Source organism: Desulfosporosinus paludis (assembly GCF_045689965.1).
In the GTDB taxonomy this organism is placed as follows: domain Bacteria; phylum Bacillota; class Desulfitobacteriia; order Desulfitobacteriales; family Desulfitobacteriaceae; genus Desulfosporosinus; species Desulfosporosinus paludis.
Genome location: NZ_CP144211.1, coordinates 1,906,757 through 1,932,276, shown reverse-complemented (window position 1 = coordinate 1,932,276; position 25,520 = coordinate 1,906,757). Strand labels below are relative to the sequence as shown.

Annotated in this window: 27 protein-coding genes, 1 pseudogene and 1 riboswitch; of the genes and pseudogenes, 21 read left to right on the top strand and 7 right to left on the bottom strand. The window is 42.7% G+C overall.

Annotation, left to right across the window (positions count from 1 at the left end; translation table 11 throughout):
• Positions 1–46: 46 nt before the first annotated feature.
• On the bottom strand, positions 47–268 hold the full coding sequence (locus tag VZF35_RS09810; protein ID WP_407313166.1) for a ferrous iron transport protein A: 222 nt from the start codon (positions 266–268) through the stop codon (positions 47–49).
• Between the two features lie 29 nt (positions 269–297).
• A complete protein-coding gene (locus tag VZF35_RS09805; protein WP_407313164.1) occupies positions 298–591 on the bottom strand; it encodes a ferrous iron transport protein A in 294 nt (97 codons plus the stop codon).
• Between the two features lie 519 nt (positions 592–1,110).
• On the opposite strand from VZF35_RS09805, the gene VZF35_RS09800 reads away from it, so the two are divergent.
• From VZF35_RS09800 to VZF35_RS09760, 9 genes are all read left to right on the top strand, one after another.
• The gene (locus tag VZF35_RS09800) at positions 1,111–1,401 is read left to right on the top strand and encodes a DUF2325 domain-containing protein (RefSeq protein ID WP_407313162.1); all 291 of its coding nucleotides are present in this window, start codon (positions 1,111–1,113) and stop codon (positions 1,399–1,401) included.
• A gap of 89 nt (positions 1,402–1,490) precedes the next feature.
• Positions 1,491–2,126, top strand: a complete 636-nt coding sequence (locus VZF35_RS09795; protein WP_407313160.1) for an HD-GYP domain-containing protein — start codon at positions 1,491–1,493, stop codon at positions 2,124–2,126.
• Between the two features lie 624 nt (positions 2,127–2,750).
• Positions 2,751–3,722, top strand: coding sequence for a cobalt transporter CbiM (cbiM, locus tag VZF35_RS09790; RefSeq protein ID WP_407313158.1), 972 nt, complete (start codon positions 2,751–2,753; stop codon positions 3,720–3,722).
• Between the two features lie 392 nt (positions 3,723–4,114).
• Positions 4,115–4,549 carry a Fur family transcriptional regulator gene (locus tag VZF35_RS09785; protein ID WP_407313156.1) on the top strand — a complete coding sequence of 145 codons (435 nt, stop codon included), beginning with the start codon at positions 4,115–4,117 and terminating at the stop codon, positions 4,547–4,549.
• Entirely contained in the window at positions 4,497–5,390 is an 894-nt protein-coding gene (locus VZF35_RS09780) for a metal ABC transporter ATP-binding protein (protein ID WP_407313154.1), read from the top strand. Before VZF35_RS09785 ends, VZF35_RS09780 begins: the two co-directional genes overlap by 53 nt.
• On the top strand, positions 5,377–6,213 hold the full coding sequence (locus VZF35_RS09775; RefSeq protein ID WP_407313152.1) for a metal ABC transporter permease: 837 nt from the start codon (positions 5,377–5,379) through the stop codon (positions 6,211–6,213). Before VZF35_RS09780 ends, VZF35_RS09775 begins: the two co-directional genes overlap by 14 nt.
• 55 nt (positions 6,214–6,268) lie before the next feature.
• Entirely contained in the window at positions 6,269–7,216 is a 948-nt protein-coding gene (locus VZF35_RS09770; RefSeq protein WP_407313150.1) for a metal ABC transporter solute-binding protein, Zn/Mn family, read from the top strand.
• A 194-nt stretch (positions 7,217–7,410) separates the two neighbouring features.
• Complete coding sequence (locus tag VZF35_RS09765) at positions 7,411–9,879, top strand: cell wall-binding repeat-containing protein (RefSeq protein ID WP_407313148.1); 2,469 nt, start codon at positions 7,411–7,413, stop codon at positions 9,877–9,879.
• Complete coding sequence (locus VZF35_RS09760) at positions 9,851–10,801, top strand: WD40/YVTN/BNR-like repeat-containing protein (RefSeq protein WP_407313146.1); 951 nt, start codon at positions 9,851–9,853, stop codon at positions 10,799–10,801. The genes VZF35_RS09765 and VZF35_RS09760 overlap by 29 nt, the downstream gene beginning before the upstream one ends.
• Positions 10,802–10,806: 5 nt before the next feature.
• On the opposite strand, the gene VZF35_RS09755 is transcribed toward VZF35_RS09760, so the two are convergent.
• From VZF35_RS09755 to VZF35_RS09745, 3 genes are read right to left on the bottom strand one after another with little or no spacing between them, the layout of a single operon-like run.
• Positions 10,807–11,070, bottom strand: a complete 264-nt coding sequence (locus VZF35_RS09755) for a hypothetical protein (RefSeq protein ID WP_407314565.1) — start codon at positions 11,068–11,070, stop codon at positions 10,807–10,809.
• A gap of 17 nt (positions 11,071–11,087) precedes the next feature.
• Positions 11,088–11,708 carry a DUF1980 domain-containing protein gene (locus VZF35_RS09750; protein WP_407313144.1) on the bottom strand — a complete coding sequence of 207 codons (621 nt, stop codon included), beginning with the start codon at positions 11,706–11,708 and terminating at the stop codon, positions 11,088–11,090.
• A 47-nt stretch (positions 11,709–11,755) separates the two neighbouring features.
• On the bottom strand, positions 11,756–12,754 hold the full coding sequence (locus tag VZF35_RS09745; RefSeq protein WP_407313142.1) for a permease: 999 nt from the start codon (positions 12,752–12,754) through the stop codon (positions 11,756–11,758).
• Positions 12,755–13,132: 378 nt separating this feature from the next.
• Between VZF35_RS09745 and VZF35_RS09740 the strand changes: the two genes are divergently transcribed.
• Positions 13,133–13,309, top strand: coding sequence for a helix-turn-helix domain-containing protein (locus tag VZF35_RS09740; protein ID WP_407313140.1), 177 nt, complete (start codon positions 13,133–13,135; stop codon positions 13,307–13,309).
• A gap of 66 nt (positions 13,310–13,375) precedes the next feature.
• Here the strand turns inward: VZF35_RS09740 and VZF35_RS09735 are convergent, their stop codons facing one another.
• Complete coding sequence (locus VZF35_RS09735) at positions 13,376–14,395, bottom strand: MFS transporter (protein WP_407313138.1); 1,020 nt, start codon at positions 14,393–14,395, stop codon at positions 13,376–13,378.
• Between the two features lie 482 nt (positions 14,396–14,877).
• On the opposite strand from VZF35_RS09735, the gene VZF35_RS09730 reads away from it, so the two are divergent.
• The 5 genes and pseudogenes from VZF35_RS09730 to VZF35_RS09710 all read left to right on the top strand — a co-directional run bounded on the left by VZF35_RS09730 (position 14,878) and on the right by VZF35_RS09710 (position 19,453).
• Positions 14,878–15,138, top strand: coding sequence for a hypothetical protein (locus VZF35_RS09730; protein WP_407313136.1), 261 nt, complete (start codon positions 14,878–14,880; stop codon positions 15,136–15,138).
• Between the two features lie 117 nt (positions 15,139–15,255).
• On the top strand, positions 15,256–15,918 hold the full coding sequence (locus VZF35_RS09725) for a hypothetical protein (RefSeq protein WP_407313134.1): 663 nt from the start codon (positions 15,256–15,258) through the stop codon (positions 15,916–15,918).
• A gap of 161 nt (positions 15,919–16,079) precedes the next feature.
• Positions 16,080–16,622, top strand: a complete 543-nt coding sequence (gene hpt / locus VZF35_RS09720) for a hypoxanthine phosphoribosyltransferase (protein WP_407313132.1) — start codon at positions 16,080–16,082, stop codon at positions 16,620–16,622.
• 22 nt (positions 16,623–16,644) lie between these two features.
• Positions 16,645–18,176 (top strand): annotated as a pseudogene (gene guaA / locus VZF35_RS09715) (glutamine-hydrolyzing GMP synthase).
• A 452-nt stretch (positions 18,177–18,628) separates the two neighbouring features.
• Complete coding sequence (locus VZF35_RS09710; protein WP_407313130.1) at positions 18,629–19,453, top strand: magnesium transporter CorA family protein; 825 nt, start codon at positions 18,629–18,631, stop codon at positions 19,451–19,453.
• Positions 19,454–19,521: 68 nt separating this feature from the next.
• Here VZF35_RS09710 and VZF35_RS09705 read toward each other — a convergent pair whose 3' ends face one another.
• Positions 19,522–19,680: a hypothetical protein gene (locus tag VZF35_RS09705; protein ID WP_407313128.1), complete on the bottom strand. Its 159-nt coding sequence runs from the start codon at positions 19,678–19,680 to the stop codon at positions 19,522–19,524.
• A gap of 284 nt (positions 19,681–19,964) precedes the next feature.
• On the opposite strand from VZF35_RS09705, the gene VZF35_RS09700 reads away from it, so the two are divergent.
• The 6 genes from VZF35_RS09700 (at position 19,965) to purC (ending at position 25,520) form a co-directional block, all read left to right on the top strand.
• On the top strand, positions 19,965–20,546 hold the full coding sequence (locus VZF35_RS09700) for a hypothetical protein (protein WP_407313126.1): 582 nt from the start codon (positions 19,965–19,967) through the stop codon (positions 20,544–20,546).
• 394 nt (positions 20,547–20,940) lie between these two features.
• On the top strand, positions 20,941–21,111 hold the full coding sequence (locus VZF35_RS09695; RefSeq protein ID WP_407313124.1) for an aspartyl-phosphate phosphatase Spo0E family protein: 171 nt from the start codon (positions 20,941–20,943) through the stop codon (positions 21,109–21,111).
• A gap of 206 nt (positions 21,112–21,317) precedes the next feature.
• Positions 21,318–22,139: an exonuclease domain-containing protein gene (locus tag VZF35_RS09690; RefSeq protein WP_407313122.1), complete on the top strand. Its 822-nt coding sequence runs from the start codon at positions 21,318–21,320 to the stop codon at positions 22,137–22,139.
• 357 nt (positions 22,140–22,496) lie between these two features.
• Positions 22,497–22,598: riboswitch (purine riboswitch) on the top strand.
• Between the two features lie 163 nt (positions 22,599–22,761).
• Positions 22,762–23,256 carry a 5-(carboxyamino)imidazole ribonucleotide mutase gene (purE, locus tag VZF35_RS09685; RefSeq protein ID WP_407313120.1) on the top strand — a complete coding sequence of 165 codons (495 nt, stop codon included), beginning with the start codon at positions 22,762–22,764 and terminating at the stop codon, positions 23,254–23,256.
• Positions 23,257–23,392: 136 nt separating this feature from the next.
• Entirely contained in the window at positions 23,393–24,688 is a 1,296-nt protein-coding gene (gene purB / locus VZF35_RS09680; RefSeq protein WP_407313118.1) for an adenylosuccinate lyase, read from the top strand.
• A 112-nt stretch (positions 24,689–24,800) separates the two neighbouring features.
• Positions 24,801–25,520 (top strand): phosphoribosylaminoimidazolesuccinocarboxamide synthase, encoded by a 720-nt coding sequence (gene purC / locus VZF35_RS09675; protein ID WP_407313116.1) that lies wholly within the window; start codon positions 24,801–24,803, stop codon positions 25,518–25,520.

Genomic DNA, 25,520 nt, shown 5'->3' with positions numbered 1-25,520 from the left:
TTTACCATATTTAACGTTCTTAAGATTAGCTAAAACATAGGAATTTTCAAATCACTTCTATATTTTCTGCCTCGTCTTTGCGCAGGGAAAGCTCGTAGCCGCGAACAGTGATTTCGATCGGATCGCCAAGGGGAGCCACCTTACGCACGTAGATCTTTGTCCCTTTGGTAATGCCCATGTCCATGAGACGACGACGGAGTGCGCCGACTCCCTTGAAAGCAGTGACGGATACGGTCTCTCCTGGTTTGACTTCTTTGAGTGTTTTCATAATCTTCTCCTCCAAAATTCAAATAGCAGTTAAGCAGTCAGCACACGGCTAGCCATCGACTTGCTGATTGCCACTCTCGTGCCTTTAACGTTTACAATGACATTCCCGTTCATCTCTGTTACCACCGTTACTTCGGCATCCTCGACAAAACCTATATTGCTGAGAAAACGCCTTGTGTCATCCTTGCCGGAAACGGATTTAACTTTGACCCGCTCCCCAGAGCGCACCATGCTTAGGGGAATAACGTGTCCTGAAGATGATGAGCGAGGACGGCAGACGCTTAAATTTGCATCGTATATAGCCGCTGTATTTTCCTTTTCCATTTAAAACCACTCTCCTTTAAAGGCTGTAGTTAATTATGTCTTATTTAGGTTGTTGTCTCTCATTTCTAGCCTATTACAATTCTACTACTAATGATAATCATTTTCAATAACTAAATGCAAGAAAGATAAATTTATCGTTATAATCTTTCAATCCAATTAAGAGTATTAAATCAGGAAGAAAAATATTCATAATCGATAATAGTTATCGATTAAATCAAAATAAATTTCACTTCATGTTTTATCCCGTTATAAGTATCACTTCGGGCCTACCTTATTTAAAAAACACGTTCAAGCTCTATCCTGTCCGAATTTGCCGATCGGAGGATCGGTTAACTTTCGCTATTTGATAATCTTTTGCTTGACTGATTACCGTACTGTCTGTAATATATAAGTAATCTATTTTAAATGAAAATGGTAATCAATTACGAAATCTCATTGAGGTAACCGGCTGGGATTTTAGCTCAGTCTAATCCGGGATAGGTAAAATAATATTAAACTAAAAGAAAGAAGGGTAATTATATGAGTATCGTTCTTGTTGGAGGTCATGACAGAATGCATGAAGAGTATAAGGAGATATGCTCAAAACGCGGGCATCGTGTAAAAGTTTTTACGCAGATGCCTACCAGGTTCGACAAGTTAATCGGCAATCCTGACGGAATTGTACTATTTACATGGACGGTATCTCACAAGATGATCCACACGGCTGTGAAAGAAGCAAAACGAAAAAACATCCCGGTATTAAGATGCCATAACAGCAGCAGAACCTCGCTAGAAGGAATGCTTGAACAGCTAGAAAAAGGGCAGATATAAGTTTTGTGGTAAATGATAATCATTTGTAGTAATTGAAATACGGTCGGATGGAAAGGATGACGTGCCACATTAAATAGGAGGAAGTGCTCATGTTTCAATTTGCCAGAGGATTTTTCCGTCAAGATCAATTTCATGATATTATTGAGTGTTTGGCTGCTGCATTGGAAGCAAAAGATGTATACACTAGCGGACATTCTTCAAGGGTAGGCGATATGTCGTTTGATTTGGGGCGTTCTATGGGACTGAAGGGCTCAGAGATTGAGGATTTACATATTGCCGCCCACTTACATGACATAGGGAAGATGGGTATCCCGGAAAACATCCTAAACAAGAGAGGAAAACTCCTTCCTCATGAGTGGGAACAGATAAAGAAGCATCCTGAGATTGGCCATAACATCCTATCAAAATCAAAACGGCTTTTAAAAATAGCTGAAGTTGTGCTGCACCATCATGAACGATGGGATGGGAGCGGATATCCCTACGGTTTAAAGGAGGACAGAATCCCTTTAGGTTCAAGAATCATTGGAGTGACGGATTCAATTGACGCTATCACTTCTGCTAGGCCCTATAGAAAGGCAATGTCCTGGGAGGAATGCTGGGAAGAAGTACTTTTAAATAAGGGCATACAATTTGATCCCGTGGCAGTGGAAGCGGCAGAAAAGCTATGGAAGAAATGGAAAGGAGTATGGCAGAGATCTCAGAAGAACAATGAAGAGGCAAGCTAACGGTATTATATACATAACGGGATCGATAAATGTTCTCTTAATCGAGAGGAGGATGTATGAAGCATTAATGATTGTATAGAGTATTATGCTAAGCTGGCTGAGCAAGAAAGTAATCCAGTGTAGAAAAAACTTTATTTGCGAATATGGAGTTGTTGATTAAGCATCAAAGATGCTAAACTCAAGTAAAAGAAAGATTCCAATGGGGCTGCAAGTTTCGGATGTAAGAAGGAATGAGCTTTCCATTCAGCAAATAAATCTTATTGAGATTTGTTGAGTTTATGTTGATAGAAAATTTTAAAAAAAACCTAAACCTAAAAAGGAATTTTGAAAGTAATATCGAATATTCTTTTAAATAGATTGGGTATCAAGAAGATGCCCAAATGAGTATATGAGCAAGCTCTGCTAGTTTACTTGAAAAATCTTAATAACTGGAAAATGACCATGGAGGTCTGCCTATAGGAAAAGGCAAATCTTCATGGTTTTATTTTTTGGAGGGGGATATTGATGAGAACAATTAATACTACTTTATGCTCTCTGTTACTAACGAGTAGCGTTACTTCACGGTAGTATAGATGAAGTCATGCCCATTTTCTATGGCTTTTATTTTACAAAGGAGGAATCATAATGCATATTCCAGACGGGTATTTGAGTCCACAAACAGACGCGGTACTTGGTATAGTCAGTGCTTCTGTCCTAGCAGCTGCCGCAAAAAGAACCTCGAAGACACTCAGTGCGAAAAACATCCCTCTGTTGGCTATTGGTGCGGCATTTTCATTCACAATCATGATGTTTAATGTTCCGATTCCAGACGGCACAACAGCTCACGCGGTAGGTGGTTCGTTGCTGGCGATCTTGTTTGGACCTTGGACGGCGGCGATTGGAGTTACAATTGCTTTAGTGATTCAAGCGATCTTTTTTGGCGATGGCGGTATTTTAGCGTTAGGTGCCAATGTTTTCAACATGGGTATTGTTCTTCCTTTTGTAAGCTATGGCCTCTATAGCCTCATAGCGGGGAATAGTGTGGTTTCATCAAAACGCCGCTGGATTGGGGCAGCTATCGCTGGTTATATTGGGCTGTGTCTTGCCTCGGTTTCAGCCGGAACGGAGTTTGGATTACAGCCGCTTCTTTTCCACACAGCCAATGGTACTCCGCTTTATAGTCCGTACGGGTTGAATGTAGCATTACCGGCAATGCTCTTTGCGCACATGACTGTAGCCGGTCCCGTAGAGGCTGTCGTTAATGCTTTGGTAGTTGGCTATTTGCAACGTTCTAATACGGCTTTGCTGGAACTGAGGGCCAATTCGGAGAGTAAAAATGCTTCCCATCGGGTAAGAAACTATATTATAGGGCTATTGGTTTTGGCAATATTTACTCCTTTAGGACTCCTGGCTTCAGGATCAGCGTGGGGGAACTGGGGTCCGATGAATTGCAATCTCAGCTTGGCTTCCTTCCCAGCGGTTTTCAGAAATTCAGCGATTTCTGGCAGCATACACTTCTGCCAGACTATGGTATCGCCGGGTATGATCGATCATTCTGGCAGCAATCCCTTGGCTATCTTTTGTCGGCCTTTGTTGGGATTGTGGTTATTGGGCTGATCGCGGTAATTGTGCAGCGTCTTGTACATAAGCCTGAAAGCCAGAAAAATAGCAACATTTAAAAGAACATACAAAAGTGGATAGCTTGACCATGAAGGTCTGCAGCACAATGATGCTGTGGATTTTCATGGTCTTTTCATTCTATTTATGATTGAACCCAAGGACTCTCAAGGGTATTCGATTTATAAGCATCCTAAATTTTTATCTTGAGTCACGTGATTATATCATACCGGATAATGTTTTTTGCTAAAGCTAAGTGAGTTTTCGACACTATTCAATTACAAATCGTAAAGATTCCTATTTACATTGATAGGCAAATGCCGTAGACTATAAATCGTAATAATTACGAAATGGACCAGTCTGGAAGCTCATAGTTAGAGGGAGGCGTAACAATGTCTGCAAATCAAAAGATCCTAAAGCAGCTAAAAGAATCTGGGTATCGCTTTACAGGTAAACGCAAAGCGATCGTAGATCTTTTCGTTGAATATCAGGAAAGATACTTGACGGCCAAAGAAGTCTATGAACATATAAGAAAGTCCTATCCGTCGATCAGCTATGATACAATTTATCGCACGTTAGCGCTTCTGCGCCAAATGGAGGTCATTGAAGAAATGGAATACGGCGATGAAGCGATCCGCTATCGGCTTAGCTGTGGTCATGGACATCACCACCACTTAGTGTGTTTGGGGTGCGGCTCTATTAAAGTAGTTCATGATTGCCCCATGGAGCTCATTCATATTGATCAGGATGATTTCACTGTAGTGGATCATCGTTTTGAAATTTCCGGATATTGTTCAGACTGCCGACTTTCAGGTCGGCATTGTTAAGGGGGAAGAAATGGGAGCCGGTATTATTGTTGAAAGATTAAACGTTCAACTTGGAGGGATTTCGATCTTACGAGATCTTTCCTTTACCCTGAAGCCTGGAGAGTTTGTGGGGATTATTGGGCCGAACGGGGCAGGCAAAACAACGCTGCTGCAAGCTCTTTTGGGTATGGTGCCGATTAAAAGCGGCACAATTGTCTTGCAAGGAGATGAGCAAGTGTCAAATTCATCCATGCTGGGATATGCGCCACAATCGCGGCAGCTTGATGCAGACACACCTTTGCGGGCCTGGGATTTTGTAAGTTTTGGCTTACCCCATCGCTGGCGGCCCTGGTTAACTAAGCAAGATCGCGATACCATTCGAGAAGCTATGTATGTGACTGATTCGGAACGCTTGGCCAATAAAGCTGTTGGCAAGTTGTCGGGGGGAGAGCGGCAGCGCCTATTTATCGCTCAGGCTTTAGTCAGAAACCCACAAATTTTATTACTTGATGAGCCAACCTCCAATTTAGATCCCGGAGCCCAAGAAAATTTGGCCTCTGTCGTCCATAGCATCAATGAGCGGAAAGGAATAAGTGTCCTTTTTGTAAGTCACGATGTGAACCTGATTGCCAAATACGCTCACCGTATTCTGTACATAACAAAAGGGCAATATGCCATAGGTACCGTTAAACAAGTGCTGCAAGCGAACGTTTTAACTCGGTTGTATGGAGCTCCGGTTGAGGTGTTGCAAGTCGGTTCAAAGCTCATCGTGTCAACGTCTGCCGCCAAGGGCCTGGAGTCTTCAACCTGTCTTCACGGGGATAACAGCGGACAGGAGGTATTGGCAGATGCTTCACTATGACTTTATGCAGCACGCCTTTCTTGCCGGTACGCTGGTGGCCTTAATGTGCGGCTGTATCGGAGTTTTTGTGATTGCCCGCGGGTTGCCTTTTATTGCTCATACCTTTTCCCACATTGGATTTTCCGGCGCGGCCTTTGCCCTGTACCTCGGAGTCGACCCTCTCAATGGAATGTTGCTCTTTACCTGTGCTTCAGCGTTGGTGATTGGACGCTTGGGAATTAAAATGTTCCGCAAAGATGCCGTGATTAGTGTAATTCTAAGCATTTTTCTGGGTTTGGGATTATTGTTTTTAACTCTTTCCAGTAAGCAATCCAATGCTGTGTCCTCGTTATTATTCGGCACTGTTTTAGGGATAAGCCCTGAAGATGTTAAGAAACTGGCGATCTTATCAGTCTTTGTCTTATTCATGCTGGTTCTTGGGTACAAAATGCTAACCTTTGACTCCTTTGATCCAGTGGGGGCTCAGGCGGCAGGTTTACCGATCCGTTTTATTTCCATCGCTTTTTTATTGCTGCTCTCCGTTGCTACCGCCGAGGCCGTGCAGGTTATTGGAGCCTTATTGGTCTTCACGTTGATGACAACTCCGGCGGCAACTGCTCAGCGTCTTACCCACTCCATCTCGCGCATGATTTTGCTGTCGGCGCTGATTTCAGTGATTGGGGTTTGGATAGGGCTTGTTTTAGGATTTTATACGAATGCCCCGGTTAGCTTCTTTATATCGGCGGTGGAAGGGATATTTTATTTTGCTTCTTTAGGGTGGAGCATGTTTCGAGAGCGCAGCGTTACGGAAAAGCGCGCAGTTACACTCGATTCCGGAGTTTAAAACTGAGCAGGCATCACTTTTAGAATAGTTTATATTTATTTAGGAGGGAATAAACATGAAAACTGCGATTTCCAAATGGAAGCTGGGTCTTGCTTTGACGGCGATGGCCATAGGGGTGTTGACAGGTTGCGATACGGGAAAACCGACTGCGGCGACCGGCGCTGCTGCCACTCAGGCGAACAGTGCCGGGGCTTCCAGTGCCAAGATTAACGTGGTGGCCGCTGAAAACTTTTACGGTGAAGTCGCTCAAGCCGTCGGCGGTGATCGTGTCAATGTAACGTCGATACTTACAAATCCGGGACAAGACCCCCACGATTATGAGCCAACCGCAGAAACGTCGAAAGCGGTGGCAGGCGCTCAAGTTGTTGTTTATACGGGCATCGGCTACGATGACTGGATGGGGAGGCTGCTTAAAGCTGATTCCTCAGCCAAAACTAAAGATGTCGTTGCTGTGGGAAGCGATTTGCTGGGTAAGTCGGCCGGAGACAATCCTCACGTCTGGTATGATCTTTCCACGATGCCCAAATTGGCCAGTAAACTAGCCGATGATTTGGGGAGACTTGATCCGGCCAATTCAGAAGACTATCAAAAGCGGGCCAAAGACTATATTGCAACCATGGCACCATTGACGGACAAAGTGACAAAGATCAAACAGAGCGATCCTGTAAGCATAGATGTGTCGGAGCCGGTCTTTGATTATGTGGCGGAATCCCTTAACTTGAAGGTCAACAATCCTAAATTTGCCCTGGCCGTTGAAGAGGGAAATGACCCGACTGCTTCTGATTATGCCACTGTACAAGATGATATCAAGAATCATAAGATTAAATTATTTGTCTTTAACACTCAGACAGATAGTCCAACAGTGGAGAACATAGTTAAGTTGGCTCAAGGGAATGGCATTCCGATCGTCAAAGTCACGGAAACCGAACCGGCAGGCAAAAACTATATTCAATGGATGGCGGAACAACTTGATCAAGTTGGAAACGCTCTTGGCATTCAGTAAGTGACAATATTCCTGAATTCGTTGTAGCTGAGGTTTAAGATCTAACTTACAGACATTTTTTACAAGTGGAAGTGGGAGTTCCCAGAGGCAGGGACTTGACTTCCACTTGGATCTTTTAGAGAATTAACCTTAGAGAGAAATTTAAAAGCATAAATGAAAAATTTAATTAATGACTAAAGAGGGGAAAAGCAATCATGAAAGTCATAAAACAAAAAATAATTGGCCTGGCTGTCTTTTTAGCTTTGACAATTGTTTTTTTGCCAATTACAGCCCAGGCGGCAACAAGTACGGCAACAGATACCAGTGCCACTCGCATTTATGGTTATGACCGTTATGAAACGGCGGCTAAAATTGCCGAGGCGGGATGGGGAGGAACAGCTGATTGTGCAATACTGGCCCCTGGTACGGACTCAAACCTGGTGGATGCCTTGACAGCGGGCCCTCTTGCCGCTAAACTTAATGCTCCCATTTTACTCACTGAGGGAGGTTCTTTGAACCATTTTGCCCAGCAGGAGCTCACGAAGCTGGCTGTAAAAAAGGTTATCATTACTATAACCAATGGTTCTGGCGTAGATATTCAGAATTTAACCAAACAAGTAAAAACTATTCCTACAGTAACAGAGGTAGAAAGTCTTGGCGGTAGTGACACAGCGGAAACATCGACCAACATTGCTAAAGAGCTGGCCAAACAAGGTGCTAAAATCAGCAAGGCAATTATTGTTGGCGGCAGCGGTGTTGATGCTCTCTCAATTTCATCGATAGCGGGTGCTCAAAGCATTCCAATTCTTTACTCCGGTGTAGAGAGCTTGCCCAACTCCGTAAGCGACTACTTAAATAGTATTAAGGGCAATCTTAGCAAAACATATATCATTGGTGGAACTGCGGTAGTCAGTGACGCTGCGGCATCTCAACTGCCGGGTTCAGTAGAGCGTGTAGCCGGAATAGACCGCTATGAGACCAACATAGAGGTCCTAAAAGAATTCTCTAATGTTTTTAAATATAAAACGACCTACTTAGCCAATGGAGACACGCTGGTTGACGCTTTAGCTGTTTCACCCTTGGCCGCTCTAAGCGGATCTCCAATTTTATTAACATCCCAATCCTTACCCTCCGGAAGCGAGACTTATGCCCGAGCCAATTTATCGCCTCACATAGTTGCTTTAGGCGGTGAAGCAGTGGTATCTGCCAATGTTCTTTCCCAACTGTCTTCGGCCCAAGTCATTAGTCAGGATGGAATAGCGCAAGGGCCTGCGGATTCGAATTCTCCGGCTCTTATCGATTCAGTACTTAAGATAAGCGGAAATAATACAACGCTGAGCAATTCCCTAACCAATAATAGTCTTGATATTCTAGGCAACAATACTACGTTAAATAATGTAAAAGTAAACGGGACAATTTTCCTTGATCCGGGAGAGACAGGAGTTGCATGCTTGCAAAATGTTACCGCAGCCAATCTTGTGGTTCTTTCCGGAGGTTCCAATAGTATTGAACTGCAAAATGTGACGGCTAATACTTTGGTTATCGCCGGCGGCAGCAACGTCCAGATTAAATCGAGCGGGACAACAAACATAGCGCAGACGACATTGACTTCGTCGGCTAATATTGATAACTCCGGCGGCGGATCATTTGGCCAAATAACCATCACCAGTGCCTTAAAGTCGGACCCGGCTTCAGCAGTTCAATTGACAGGTACTTTTACACAACCTGTCTCCGTAAATGATATGGCAACACTTATTTCGGCTCCAGGCTCAAGTGTTCTTCTTGTCACAATAGCTGAAGATGATTTAAGTCAAACGGTTACGCTGCAAGGTGCGTTTGCCAATGTTCTGGTGAACAGGCCGTCAAATTTAATCCTTGGCAGTAATGCAAGTGTAGTATCTTTGGTTAACAATACGTCGGTAAGCCTGGCGGTTCAAACATCAGCCACTGACTCACAGGCTCTTATTACTGTAGGAGCCTTATCCACAGCGCCTGATTTAAAGAACAGCGATCAAGCGGATCAATCTGTCGGGTATTATGGGGAAGATTCCGGGACAAGCTCTAACCCGTATAAGAATGATTTCTATATAGGGCAATTAGGATATGGTCTTCACCAGCACTATAATGCAGGCGGTGATGATGCTAATGGGGCTTATTTTAATAAAACCGGGGCGACGGATGCCACGTGGGTTTATGGTTATTGGCTGATATCAGGGCTAAGTATGGCTCCTAAAGGAACATCGGCAGCGCAATGGGGACAACAACAGGCTCAAGCAGCCAGTAAAGCATTCCAGGACATGAGTACTTATTACGGCTCGAAAGTTAAGCTCGTCTTATTTGCCGATGTTGAAGCTACAGGTGGTGGCCTGGATTCTCAGGACTATGCCAACAACCAGGCAATTTATACGGCTTTTATTACTTGGCTTCAACAGAATAGCTCAGTCAAGCCCGGCACGTATTCGAGCCCGTACGAATGGAACAAACTAACCATGGGAGCCAATTTCGCCCCACTCACGGCGGGATATTACTGGGTAGCAGATTATCCGGGAGGAACACCGGACCAAAGCGTCCTTACTACTTCCAATCAGTATTGGGTTTACTTCCCTCAAACAAGTGAGCAGGCACAAATCTGGCAGTTTGAAGGAACGCCGGATTATGACCTGGCTAGAGTTCTACCCGGCTGATGACGGAATAAATCACACTAATGCGGAGATTCTAGGAGGGAAAATTACTATGAAGCCTGCTAAGTCGATTGTAGTTGTTGCTTGCGTGGCGGTTCTGGGAATGTGTCTGGCTGTATACCATTATTCCAGCAAACAGACCCAGCAACAACAAGAACCATCACAACAACCGGCGTCAACTCAAAGTCAAACGGAACCCCAAGGAACTGCTCCTGCAACAGAGCCGCAAACTCCGCCGGTGAGTGATCCGCTTTGGCTTCCCAATCATCGTTTACAAACAATTCTTAAGGATAAAGTGGATGTTGTCTTCATTGATTCCCAGCATGGCTGGAAGATGGTTCCCGGGCAAGGCGCTATGACAAATGAGCCTGCCGATATCTACCAGACGGCGGATGGCGGGAAGAGCTGGACAAACGTTGCGACAGCGGATCAGAATAATGTCTCAGCGGCGGAATCCACTAATTTGCCCGCCGGTACGCTGCCCTACGGAGGCGTTAAAAACGGGCTTAGTTTTGTCAATGATTCAACCGGTTGGATTACCGGCTACGTGCCAAGAGTTGGCTACCAGTGGATTTTTGTCACAAATGACGGCGGCCATTCCTGGGTGCATCAAGAATTGCCGGTGCCCAAGGATGTGCCGGGGTATACAAGTATGACGTTTGATGTAACACCGCCGACATTTTTCACTTCCAAAGATGGGGTTTTGATCGAGGAGATCGCCGAGGCGCCGCAGGGAAAAGCTCATCCAACGTACGTTTTTTTCTATACGAGTGACGGAGGGCAGCATTGGGAAGAAAAGCCGGCGGCGAATCTAAGCTTGAACCTTGCAAACTCTAATTCCCAGCAGTCAAGCCCAAGTATTTCAGTGACTGTAAACGGGACGACATGGCAGACAACAGACAGCGGTTATAGTTGGACAAAATAATTCGCTTACTGCGGTGGACTCAAATAAGGGTCTTTAGGCGTGGGTATCTTTTTTAACTTCGTTACCATGAAATAAGGGGCAGTATTTTCCGCAGTCTGAAAATTGGAAACCGGGTTTATTTGGTCGGAATCTTTAATAGCGCGCTTTTTCAAGACTCCTTCCGCCTCCAGCCAGGTATTGGCTTCCAGGCTGGAGGCGTTAGGCAATTCGGCGATGATTCCTATGGGCTGAGCATCTACAACGCAGCAGGTGATAACAAAGCGAGTGATGACGAATTGGTCTTTGGCTAAGCGGGATCTTTGTACACGAACCCCGTTAAACGATAAGAGTGATTGTATATTTGATCGGGGTTATCGCTTAAAGCTAATTGGATAAGATCCGTTTGAGTTATTTTAGAATCTATAAGCGCAGGCTGCTCATTTGTCGGGATGATTGGGGCGGCGGGTGCTGCAGGGGTGTTTACAGGCTGAACCGGGTTAGTTACCGGAGCGTTAAATTGGCCGGCCAGAGAGGGCCGCGCCACAAAAAAGGGAAGTGCCCCGGCGGTATTGATGCTGTTGAGTAACGTCGTTGAATCGAGAACCTGAGGTTTGGCAGTGAAACCGAGCAAGAGAGGAACACAAAAAATTAGAATTTTACTCAACCCGAGAGCAGCGTGAGCGTGGTTATGCCCGGAAGTATGGGAATGGGTGTGCCCGCAGCAGCAATGCGCTGAGGTGTGCTTTGCCGGCAGTAATATTGCTGCGGTCAGGAGGATTAAAAATATGGCCGATACCTTGGAGAGCCAGGTTAAATTTGGGCTCAAGTATAGATTGATGTTGCCGGAATGTAAAAGGTATATTATCCAGATGACGAAGCCTATTAAGATTACGGCTTTTACAGACTCGTCTTTCTTGAAAGGTATCATTTATAATCCTCCCTGTGAAATGCTAAATAGGTTTTTAGCGTCCTGATTCATAGAATCCGCTGACCCAGTATAAAGTTAAGTCCCAGCCCCCAAAGGAAGGTTAAAATAATCGACGCAGCGGCAATAAAAACGAATAGGGAAAAACGAAAGTTTCTGCTAAAGAGAACGATATTTCTCAAGTCCAGGATTTGTCCAATAAGGAGAAAAGCAAATACCGATCCCAGAGGAAACTGATTTGCCAATACCCTAGCTACAAAGGCATCAGCTTCCGAACACAAAGACATTGAAATTGCCAAAATCATCATCGAACCTATGGCCAGATAAGGATTATCGACAAATTGAAAAAGAATTTCTTTAGGAAGCCAGACTTGAATTGCTGCTGCCAAAAAGGCACTGATGATAAGATATCCGCCAATGTCGAAAAATTCGTCTACGGCATGGAGAAATAATTCATGGATAGTTTGTGTTTGGGAGTGATGCTCTTCTTGATGGTTTTTACCTGCAGCTACTCCGAAATCCCGGGGACTAAACAAATTACCTATAAGGAAAGCTATAACCGCTCCAACGACAAAGGTTCCCAAAATGCGTAGCGCGACGAAATGCCAATTCCATTGAAAGGCTAAGGCTGTCGCCAGGATAACTAAGGGATTGATGACCGGAGCAGTCAGCAAATAGGCAAAGGTGGTCTGCATCGACACCCCTTTGCGCAGCAAGCTGCGGGCAACAGGCATGACTCCGCAGTCGCAGACCGGAAAAAACAAACCCAGTAATCCCCCAACGACTACTCCGGCGAGGCTATTACTGGGGGCGAATTTGGCGATCCATTCTTCGCGGACGAGAAGTCTGATCAAGGAAGAGGCTAATACACCGATTAGGATAAAAGGCAATGCTTGTAGAATAATACTTAAGGCCAAGGTGATAAGGCTGCTCGCCTGTTCCAGAGTGATTTTGTTCTGCAGTGCTTTAAAGCACAGCGTAATGAATAACGTACTGCCGATGGTTCTTGCGTAAAATTTGGCAGAGGAGATTGGTTTCGCATATTCCATAAATCATTTACTCCTTAATACTCGATATCCTAATAGATATTAGTATTAATAAGATAGACATCATATTCCATAAATTGGTTTCAAGCATAGAAATCATTATGGCCAAATTATGTAGTTCAGAGTTGTTTAATAACGACAGTGTCGCTCATCGACGACAGTACTATAAAATACTTTCACTAAAGGGAAGGAGTCTGAGATAGACGCGGATTAAGGGCATTTCGCCACAAGCCATGGAGGTTCTGAAATCTTACCATTGGCCGGGAAATGTAAGGGAGTTAGGGAACATCCTGGAGCGAATTATTAACTTTTGCACAGATGACTATATTGATTTGGAGCATCTTCCGGCTCAATTAATCAGGGAGACAGGGCTTCAGAACTATGGAGACGGACCTCATACACTGCGGCAAGGTTTATATAGAAGCGGAAAAGGAGATCATCTTCAATGCTCTGGAGGCCGCTAAAGGCAACAAGATGCAAGCTGCTCGGGTGTTGGGTGTTCATCGTTCTGTTCTGTATCGGAAGTTGGCTCAATATAACCACCCCGAATATGAATAAATTGCCGTTATAAAGTCGATAAAGACTGAGTTCTATTGGTTGAGGTTTGCTGAAGGCTTGCATTTTCTATTGATTGGGAATCTCAATTCGTTTAGTCTGATCTTTCGTGAAATTAAGGCAATACATTAATGATGCAGCCAATAAGGCAACAGCAAACCAAACCAACCAAATAGACCTAAGGGTAACAATGTTCAGCATTAATCCGGCAATCCAGGGTCCGGTATTGGAACCGAGACCAGAGATGCTTTGAATTATGCCATTAAGCCTTCCTCGATGGGAGATTGGAGTGTTGTCAGCCACAAAGACATTCATATTAACGACAGAAAGTATTTCTCCCACAGTCCAAATAAATGTCGATAAAATAAATAAGGGCAGGTTATTGCCAACGAAAAACAACATGCCAAATCCTACTGAATACAACAGGCCTACGGCACTCATGTTGTTTATAGTCGTAAATTTACCGGTTAATTTAGTGACAATCGTTGTAAACGCTATAACCGTAATTCCGTTTACGCTGGCCAAGATACCATAAATTGTTGCTCCGTTTTCGTGAAACGACTGGTTCAGCAGAAGAGGTAAGGAAAATGTAAATTGAGAATAAACTAAGCCGAGGAGCATCTGAATGATGGCGAAAGACAGCAAAATTGGCCTTAACTGCAATACTTTAAAGGCGCTGCCCTCTACGGGTCGTTCATTCTTGGCAACCTTTTCAGTTTTTAATGTCTGAGTATCAGTAGTAAGTGCAAAGCAGATAAGAAAGATGAAAATGATGGTTGTTAGTCCGTCTGCAGAAAATAAAATCTTAAGATGATTTTTATATAGAAGGCCTGCAATGATAGGGCCTAGTGAAAAACCAATATTTATTCCTAAATAAGATAGGGAAAAGACAGCTCTTCTGTTAGTCCTACTTGTAACATCAGCCATCATGGCACTTAATGCTGGACGTGCCATAGACTGCCAAAATGTAATCGATATGATTAAAAAAAGAAAAATAGGTGAATTGAAAAGTCCAATACATAAGAATACAGAAAATGCGCTTAGGGCATTACAAACCGCTAAAATTTTCTTTCGGCCTAAGCTATCCACTAGTTTCCCCCTATTAGAGAACCGGGGATGGATAAGAGGGAAGATATCATAATAATAAAACCGGCATAATCCTTGGCATAATGCAATTTATCTGTTAGAAGCAAGGCCATCAGTGGCCTTACAAATGTGCCTAGTGCGTTGATAAGATTACCAAATATGATAATATAAACATTTTTAGGAAGTCCCCTATATTCGCTAAGCATATGTATCACTCACCCTCATCTGGCTACATCGTTAATGAATTAATTATAGTGGTTGTTTATTGGAGAATATGTCGTTTTTAGGTAGGTTGATTAATTTTCTTTAACTCTGCCGCAATAGGTCATAATCTGCTTATTTCGGCGCAGAATTCCTTCTTGATAGTTTGATAAAACATGGCTTTTGTCTTATACAAAATAGGACGTTCGTACATTACGAAAAGGGGAGATATCATATATTCTTCGCAAGAGAACAAAATAGAGAAAGAAAAAAGGAGAATCATGATGGAATCCTTAACAATTGAGTATTTAAGTAACACCTTTGAACGCGCTAAAGAACTTGATTACCGATTCGTGGGAGTCCTGGTTGAAAAGGAAGGGTTTGACAAGCCGGAAATAATCATAAACCAAGTTGAGAATTTTGATAGGATGCTTGCTTGTTACGAAAAGACCTACAACGAAAACCTGTTTGCTGAAGGAGAAAGAATCTCGGCAGTTACTTTTGGAAATTCCTTTAGTGACATAGAAAGATATTTACTGGGATAACGTCTCAATAGTCCTACATCAAACGTCTTGAAATAAGAGGCGTTATTTTTATGCAGAGGAATAGGGCAAGCTGAAGTTACATAATAGTAGGTAAGAACTCCGCCAGGGGGGCATGTTATGAAGAAAAGGGGATTATGGTTTATCATCGGAATAAGCATCGTGTTGTTGGGGGGGATCGTTGGATGGCTTTTCAGGCCGCCAGACCCCACTAAGCTCGTGACAAACGGCTTAGAACGATTGAATGCGGCGACCTCTTTTCGCTACAGTTTGACTCAGTATCAATGGGTTGAAGGGAAGAATCGGGTACTTGCTCAGGTACAGGGAGAAAAAGATGGAGGAAACACCCGGATTGTGGGAGAGCTGACCGGAAGCGAAGTCGAGTTGGTCAAAATCGGCGATTCTACCTTCAGCAAAGATCCATTTAACAAAAAGTGGATTAAGTTTGCCAATGGTCAAGCAGCACAAGAGGTCTTTCTGGCGGAGCTTAGCCCCTTATCTTCACTGCAAATGAAAGAGCTTGGAGAGGTGGTGCTTAGCGGGCAGGGCAAGGTAAATGGAGAAAGAGTTTGGATATGTCAGTTGAAACCTAGTGTACAAAATCAGATGATGGAGGCATTTTGGACCGATTTCCAGTATACGCTTTATATTCGAAAGTCGGATAAAACGTTGGTGAAAGCGACGATCGAAGCCAAAAATAAAGCTAGATCCGACCCTATGACGATGACACTTGAGTTTCGGGATATTGGAAAGAAGATAACGATACAAACGCCCACTATATAGGAAAGAAACGTCATAAGTTAACAATCAAAGACTAAAGTCAGGAATACCTTGATGGCATTCCTGGCTTATTATTTTATATTTGCACAATGGACAAGGCTCTGGTATAGTTTCTGGTATAGTTTTGGATAGGGTTTTTGAATAAATATATGGAGGGGTCCATAATGGAAGAATATATTGGAAAGGTATTAATTTCCAAGGAGAAATTGGCAAAACGTGTCGCCGAGTTGGGGGCTGAGATTACTCGGGATTATGAAGGCAAGAAACTTTTAGTCTTAGGGATACTGAAGGGAGCCGTTCCATTTATGGCGGATCTTATTCGGGAGATTAAATTACCATTGGCATATGATTTCATGGCTTTGTCCAGTTATGGCATGTCCACAAAATCTTCGGGTGTTGTGAGGATCCTTAAGGATTTGGAACGCAGTGTGGATGATGTTCATATTCTAGTGGCCGAGGACATCGTTGATACAGGGTTGACCTTAAAGTACTTAAAAGAAAATTTAAAGGCTCGGAATCCTCTGAGTGTTAAAGTGGTTACACTGCTCGATAAAGAAGCACGTCGTCAAACGGATGTTTCCCCAGATTACAATGGTTTTTCGATTCCGGACGAATTTGTGGTTGGTTATGGCTTAGACTTTAACGAGGAATACCGCAATTTACCCTATGTTGGAGTTCTGAAACAAGAAGCATATGAAGTTAATTAATAAAGAAATGGTGATGAAATAAGTGACAAAGGAAGTCGTTTTAGTTTTAGATTTTGGCGGACAATATAATCAACTGATTGCCCGCCGCGTACGTGAAGCTCATGTGTATTCTGAAATGGTTTCCTATAAAACTTCAGTGGAGGAAATCAAAGCTCGGCGGCCTAAGGGTATTATCTTCTCGGGAGGACCTGCGAGTGTTAATCAGCCTGATGCTCCTAAAGTTGACCCTGAGATTTATCATTTGGGAATTCCGATACTTGGAATTTGCTATGGGATGCAACTCATGGCCCAACAACTTGGGGGTATCGTGGAACGTCCCGAAGCCAGTGAGTATGGCAAGGCTTTGCTTACGGTAAATACTGCAACAGATTTATGGGAAGATCTGGGGGAGAACGTCCTTGCTGGATGAGCCATGGCGATTCCATTAAGACGCTGCCGGAGGGGTTTGTAGTTGCCGCTCATACTGGATATACTCCGGTTGCTGCCATGATGGATCGTGAGCGCCATTTTTATGGAGTCCAATTTCATCCTGAAGTTAAACACACTCCTGACGGACAAAAGATGCTGGAGAGGTTTTTATTTGATATCTGTCACTGCGTGGGAGACTGGACGATGGAGTCCTTCATTGAATCGCAGGTGGCCGAAATCCGCGCTAAGGTAGGAAATGGACGAGTTCTTTGTGCCCTAAGTGGTGGGGTAGATTCGTCAGTGGCCGCGGCTTTAGTTCACAAGGCCGTGGGAGATCAATTGACATGTGTCTTTGTCGATCATGGGTTTATGCGAAAAAACGAGGCAGAACAGGTTCGAAAAGTATTCACTGAGCAGTTTCAGTTAAATTTAGTCTTTGTCGATGCCCGCGAGCGATTTATGCAAAAGCTTGAAGGGGTATCTGAACCCGAGATCAAACGAAAAGCCATCGGCAATGAGTTTATTCGAGTTTTTGAAACAGAGGCTGCTAAACTTGGTCAAGTCGACTATCTGGTGCAGGGAACCCTCTACCCAGATATCGTTGAGAGTGGTACGGAAACGGCGGAAACGATTAAGAGTCATCATAACGTCGGGGGCTTGCCGGAGGACATGCAATTTGAGCTGGTTGAACCACTGCGGATGCTTTTTAAAGACGAAGTACGTGAGCTAGGGGCAGAACTAGGAATGAGTGAAGAAATTGTCTGGCGCCAACCGTTCCCTGGTCCTGGTCTGGCGATTCGTATTCTCGGTGAAGTGACCCGCGAGAAACTGGACATTCTTCGAGAAGCGGACGCTATCATTATTGAGGAAATTCGACGATCCGGACTGTATCGAGAGTTGTGGCAAAGCTTCGCTGTTCTTCCGTCCATCAAAAGCGTCGGTGTGATGGGGGATGGCCGAACCTATGAGTATCCCATTATCCTCAGAGCGGTCACCAGTGAAGATGCCATGACGGCAGATTGGGCCAGACTCCCTTACGACCTTCTTCATAACATCTCCTCAAGGGTTGTGAATGAGGTTCGAGGAGTCAACCGAGTTGTTTATGATATTACCTCGAAACCGCCTGGGACGATTGAGTGGGAATAGGTTCGAGTTGTGTGATATAGGGCTTTTAGGAGATCCAAAATATTGACTGTGCAAGAGTGGTGGTTTAGATTTCGCGTTATTTTTAGCGACCTCTGAGCCACCGTTTTTGATGCTCAATTTGCATAAATATCAAAAGGAATGCCATGGATTCTCGAATTTCAATGTTCTGTTGTTTAATGGAGTGACCTGAGTAAATCTTGCCAGTTTTAACATTGATCTCTTTGACAAATAACTATAATATAATATTTGACGGCAGATACCCAAGTGTCATACATATCGGACATATATCAATGATGGAGTTTTATAGGTGAGTTTTTGTCCATAATTCGTTTAGTACAGTCCTGGAAAAAGCAAACTAGGATAATAAGTTCATTATGTTCTAAGGCGATATAATCCCATGATGGAATATTTAATGAAAACTAAAGGTGTAAATATAAACGGACGAGGTTTTTATGGAAATAAAAGTAGTAGATTTTAGTTCGTGGAATGAAGTAAATAGCTGTCTGGGGCAAACATTACAAGAAAAAAATGTCATTAGTTTTGATCAGATAAATGCGCTGAATGGTCTTAGCGCAAGGAAAAGCTTTTTTAAACAGCTAAATGATTTGACTTGTTACGTCGGTCTCAAAGATGATCATTACCATGTCAAAATTTTATTAATCAATGATTTGCTTTTGCTCAACAAGAATAGCAAATTAGATCACAAGATAGAGAGCTGGAAATCAGGAAAACTAATTCATACTCCTTACGATTTGTTATGTCTTATCGGCTTTGAAGCTTTAGAAAGAATCCAAAGTAGAATTGAAGCCTTAGAGTCGTCTATAGATACACTGGAAGAAGAGATTTTAGAAAAGCCGGATAAGTCTCAACAGGTGAGAATCATTAAGCTCCATAGAAAAGCTATTAAATTTAAGAAGCAGATCAATGAACATTTGTCTGTATTCATTCGCACGAAGCGAGATACTCCATTATGGAACGACCTCATAATGAGTGTTCAGTGCGAGATGGATAACGCAAGGCAACTCGTTGAGCTAATGGAAAACCTTAGAGAAGCATATCAGGCATCTGTAGACAATAAGTCAAATGACATCATGAAATTTCTTACCATCTTAGCGACAGTATTATTGCCGATTAATATATTGACAAGCTTTTTTGGGATGAACTTTGATGAGATGCCATTAATTCATACTCATTATGGGATGTATGTCTTTTACATTTTAATAATTACCTTAGTATCTATAACGGTTATTGTTTTTAGGCGAAAAAAATGGTTTTAAACAAAAATAAGCAAAAGAGCATCCTGAGGGTGCTTTTTTGCTTTGTAAGTAATGTTTTGTGGATCTATTTAATAATCCCTGAAAATATTGTAAGGAAATTCCGACTCATCATGTCCCCCTTGTACTCGGTAAGAACCACAAGTGTGACATTCCCAACCGTCGCCATCGTAAGTAAAATTTGTTGACTTCTTACACCTCCTGCAATAAGCAGCAACTGTACGAGCCATTGTAAAACCTCCTTCATACAAATCTTTCATGTTACTCTAACCAGATAATCCAATATTAAACATACTAAAAAACCAAACAGATTACTTCATGAAGATTTAAAAGCACGTAATACTGTTAATTGAGTAGAATTTATTCAGCCCACAATCTTAACAAAATCTTAAGGCCCTAATCACATTCTTACTAAATTTTAGGTGTATCCTGATCATGGATTTACAGGGACATAACTCAGATCATGAACTAATTATCAACAAAACTAGTTAGAGAACAGGAGGCTTTATACAAAATGAAAAAGTTACTAATTAAAAAGACTCTGAGAAAACCATCGTTATTGCTTGGGTCATTGCTTCTAATAGCGGTGATAGGAGTTAGTGGCTGTAGTTCGAGTAATGCCAATTCCGCGCAATCAACAGATCAATCTCAAACAAATCAATCTAAAACAACTCAAGGACAGTCCGGACAGGGTCAGAGGACGCGCAATCCGGCTCAACAGGCGGCGATGGAGATTCGGCGTTTACAAAGTGATCAACAGAATGCCTTGACCAGTGAGCAAAAAGATAAACTCAAACCCATTTTGCAAGATTTGATCAATACGACGAGTCCGAGCCAAGATTTTTTGCAGCAGAAAGCAGATGCGATTAAGGCTGTTTTTACTGATCAACAAAAAAGTTTTTTAGCTACCCCTCCCCAGAGACCTGCTAAAGGGAATAATCAGAATTCAAACAACCAAAGCAATCAGAATAACCAGAACCAAAACAGCCAAAATAACTCGAATGGGAACAATAAACAAGGCGGAGCCAATGGTCAGACCAGAGGAACCTTCAACCCGCAAGATATCTATAAACAGATTTTAGATTCCTTAAATTAATCGCAGTCCACAAAAACACGAGCCTTCTTATGCATTTCACTAGATGATAGAGGGCTCTTGTCGTTTGATTTTAGGGTAGCTGCTCTAATGAATTGTATATGAGTTTTGATAAGAACCCCCAAGACTAAGGGTATAAAAACTTTGATCTTGGGAGTTTTTTTAATGCCTTTTTAAATAAAAATGTCGCATCAATAATTTAAATTCATATAAGAAGGGAAACCCAAGAGGAGAAAAATGTGGAGGTTAGAAATTATGAAAGACAGTGCCGACTCGGAGTTGACCCTCAACTTCCATATTCGACAAAAATTTGCCTATTTATGGATAATTTATTCTTGTCATTTCAGCAAAAAAGCAATAAAATTCTTATCAAGAAGACTTTCCGGGAGGAATCCAAGTGGAAAAGAAGCTTTTGAAAAGAATTGAGGTTCTTCGTAAAAAACTCAACAAATTTGGTCTAACTCACGACTTAATTGATCATGAAGTTGTCGAGATTAGTCAACAATTAGATAGTTTGTTGAACCAATACCAGAGAATTACTTCTAGAGAACAGCTTAGCTTCTGGTAGAATAACACTATAATTGCCAAACGATAGGAGCTGTCCATAGGATGGCTCTTATATTCATCATAACCCTAATCATTGCATCATTTCTTGAACGACGAGATGAATAAACGGGAGCTAATCATAAGGCTATACTTAATGATTTGAAGAATTGCTTTAGTGCGTTTCTCTGAAGGAGGGATTATAATAGAGATACAGTGCAGGAGGGTATTATGAACTATATTGTCTTTGATTTAGAATTTAACATGTTTTTCAAATTCAAAGAAGGAGATCTAGCTAATCCAGGTTTAAAAAATGAGATAATTCAGATCGGTGCTGTCAAATTGAATAAACAATTGGAGAGGATCGGTGAGTTTAACTTATTAATTAAACCTGTTGTTTATAAGAGGTTAAACCCTTATGTTAAGAAGAAAACGAACATAAATACCAGCAGGGTTGTTCCAAGAAGGTCTTTCATGGAAGCCATGGAAAGTTTTAAGGCTTGGATCGGCAATGAAGCGGTTCTCTGTTCTTGGGGGCAAGATGATATTTTAGGTTTGAGAGAAAATTGTTCATTTTTCGGTTTTAATGCCTTGATTTTCGATAAGTTTATTAACATTCAAAAGATTTATATGAAGCATGAGGGCTTAACAAAGCAACCTAGTTTAGAAAGTGCAGTGGATGGCTTAGAAATTGAAAAAAGTTTACCGTTTCACGATGCTTTTAGTGATGCTGCTTACACGGCGGACATATTTAAAAAAGTTTATGATTTCTCAGAAGATGCCATTATTAATTGGGGAAAGGTTCAAAAGGAAAACGAACTAAGAGTCGAGAAGTTAAAACATCTATTGGATAAAGCAGAGATTCATTGTCCCGAATGTGACAGCCTTGTGAAGAAAAGTGGGGAGTTCTCTAAATCAAAAAAATACTTTGCGTTCGGTTTTTGTAGGCAATGCAATCTGCCAATACGACATATCGCTAGAATTGTCAACAAAAGCGGAGAGTTTGAAATCGTTTGCAGCAATGTCGTTTATAAAAAAGACGAAGGTGTTTAAGTATAATCCTAAAAAGGTTGTGATGAACTATTTATAGTTTATTACAACCTTTTTGTACTAATTTAGAAAGTAATTTTGTTGTATTCTTTCTGAAGTAAAAGTGCAACTAAGGCAGCCGCCTTCGTGAAGGTTTACAAGTGCGAAGACAGTGCCGGATTTTATTGGGCCTTTGATGACGTGTCATAAAACTTTTGGAGACGGAGAAGATAGAGCCAAATCGTTAATTTTTCTCCATCAATAAGAGAGTGAGAAGCAGTTCCAAAGGTTAATAGTTCTAACGGACCGAACGTTCCAGATAAAATATATATTATTGTTCGAATTTCTATTGACCTTCCTAGCGCCTTCTTGTAGAATGAACATATCAAATTCATAAGAGTTCATATAATCGCGGAGATATGGTCTGCAAGTTTCTACCAGGCTGCCGTAAATGGCCTGACTATGAGCGAAAGTGTACCTAGGGCAATTAAACTTGTCCGAGTGGTACAGGTCTGATTGAAAAATCAGATTACACCGAAGGGATAAAAGCCCAGGCGGGTAGGTTTCACTCTTTTTTTAAGGGAGAAATTTACCTTTCTGGGCTTTTTTGATTCTGTCGGAAGTTCGGAAGTAAGGAGAGTTAGAGATGAATCAGGTAGGGGTTATCATGGGAAGCGATTCGGATTACAAAGTGATGGAGGATGCCCTCAAGATCCTTCAGCAATTTGAACTGGATTTTGAAGTTAAAATTTCTTCAGCTCATAGAACCTTGGAAAGGACTCTGGATTGGGTTAAATCTTTTGAGAACCAGGGTGGGAAGCTAATTATTGCGGGCGCTGGTTTGGCAGCCCATTTGCCTGGAGTTATTGCAGGCGCTACCACGTTGCCTGTCATTGGTGTCCCGTTGAGCAGTGGCCCTTTGAATGGAATCGACGCTTTGTACGCCATTGTTCAAATGCCCCCTGGAATTCCAGTAGCGACCGTAGGAATTGGCTCTGCACGCAATGCCGCTTTATTAGCTGTTCAAATTTTAGCACTTCAGGATCATGAATTAAGGATTAAGGTTAAAGATTACCGAGCTCAAATGGCCAGAGATATCGCCGCCAAGGATGAGGCTCTGCAAAAGAAACTTGGTGAATGATGAGCATTGGACATCTTAATACTATAGATGAAAGTGCAGCCTGAAATTCATCTTGAATCTTCTGGAAAGAAGAAATCTCTGAGTGACTAAGGATGAATTTTGAAGATGATTAATTGGGTTGAAAGGAGAATTCACGTTGATTGACCGCTACACACTTCCTGAAATGGGGAGGATCTGGACAGACGAACATCGTCTTTCCTTATGGTTAAAGATTGAAATTGCTGCCTGCGAGGGATGGGCGAAACTTGGTAAGATACCGCATGAAGCCGTTGAGGTTATACGAGAAAGGGCATCCTTTACCTGGGAACGGGTACAAGCTCTTGAAGAAGTGACTCAGCATGACGTCTTAGCCTTCTTAACCAATGTTGCCGAAAATGTGGGAGATGAGGCGAAGTATATTCATCTAGGTCTCACATCATCAGATGTGCTTGATACGGCTTTGTCCCTGCAAATGGTGGAAGCAACAGATCTTTTGTCGGCAAAGATGGAAACCTTGGAAGAGGTTCTCCGCCGCAGGGCGATAGAACAGAGAGACACTCTGATGATGGGAAGAACTCATGGTATTCACGCTGAACCTATTACGTTAGGATTGAAGTTTGCTTTATGGTACGACGAAATCAGACGTCAAAAGAGACGGCTGACTTTGGCTAAAGAGGAAATACGGGTGGGAAAAATTTCAGGTGCGGTTGGGACATTTGCCAATGTAGATCCCCAGGTGGAAGCCCACGTCTGCCAAGTCTTAAACTTGAAACCTGCTCTGATCTCAACACAGATTCTTCAGCGTGACCGTCACGCTTACTATATGACAACTTTAGCAGGGATTGCCAGTTCCCTCGATAAAATGGCCACAGAGATTCGCAACTTACAGAGAACCGATGTGCATGAAGTAGAAGAAGCCTTTGGCAAGGGTCAAAAAGGTTCCTCAGCTATGCCGCATAAGAAAAATCCGATCACGCCTGAGCGAATTTGCGGCATGGCCAGGGTTGTGCGTGCCAATGCTCAAGTTGCTTTAGAAAATGTGGCCTTGTGGCATGAACGGGATATCTCCCATTCTTCGGCTGAACGCATGATTTTGCCTGACAGTACCCTCGCCTTAGATTACATGCTTCATAAAATGGTGCAGTTGATCGATCGGCTGCAGGTTTTCCCCGAGCAAATGAAAGTAAATATCGACAAAGGATTTGGATTAATTTTTTCACAACGCGTCATGTTGGCTTTAGTGGAGAAGGGGGTTAGCCGAGAAAATGCCTATGCTTTAGTTCAACGCAATGCCCTGGAGGCCTGGAATACTAAAGAACAATTTCAAAGTCTGGTCAGCAGAGATTCAAGTATCAGAGAATATTTAAATGAGGAAGAAATTAGGAATTTGTTTGACTATGCCTACCATACTAAACATGTCGGGGATATTTTCGAGCGCTTAGGTCTGGTTTAGGGATCGAAAATTAATTTTACGCTCATTATTGCTTCGAGACGCCTATCCTGATGACGATAATCGACATGGGGAATGGGTAAGAAACAGACGAATTACGAAAGGGGTAAAAATGATGGAGAAGTTAGCACTGAGATATGAGGGAAAGGCCAAAAGAGTCTATGATACGGATGAAAAGGATTATTTTTGGGTGGCCTACAAAGACGATGCCACAGCTTTTAACGGAGAGAAAAAAGGACAGATCGTGGATAAGGGAGAGGTTAATAATCAGTTGTCAGCGCTTTTCTTTGCCGAACTTGAAAAATCGGGTGTCCCGACTCACTTCGTTCGCTTGCTGAGCCAAAGGGATATGCTGGTACGTCGTTTAGACATGGTTCCTCTAGAGGTGGTTGTTCGCAACATCGTGGCAGGGAGCTTATCCAAGCGCCTTGGCGTGGAAGAGGGATTTGTTCTCTCTCAACCCGTCGTTGAATTGTATTATAAAGATGATGCCTTGGGAGATCCGATGGTCAATGAATCCCATGTTGCTGCTATGGGTTGGGCGAAGCCTGAAGTCGCCATGGAAATACAAGCCCTAGGTCTAAAAGTCAATGAACTGTTGCGCAATATCCTCGTTAAGGCCGGAATCGATCTGATTGACTTTAAATTAGAATTTGGAATATTGGATGGCAAGGTTTATCTTGGGGACGAAATATCGCCGGATACATGCCGATATTGGGATATAGAAACTCGGGAAAAGCTCGATAAGGATCGCTTCCGCCGGGATCTCGGGCAAGTGGAAGAAGCCTATCAGGAAGTCTTTCGAAGAGTTAAAGAAGTTCTTGCACCTATTTGA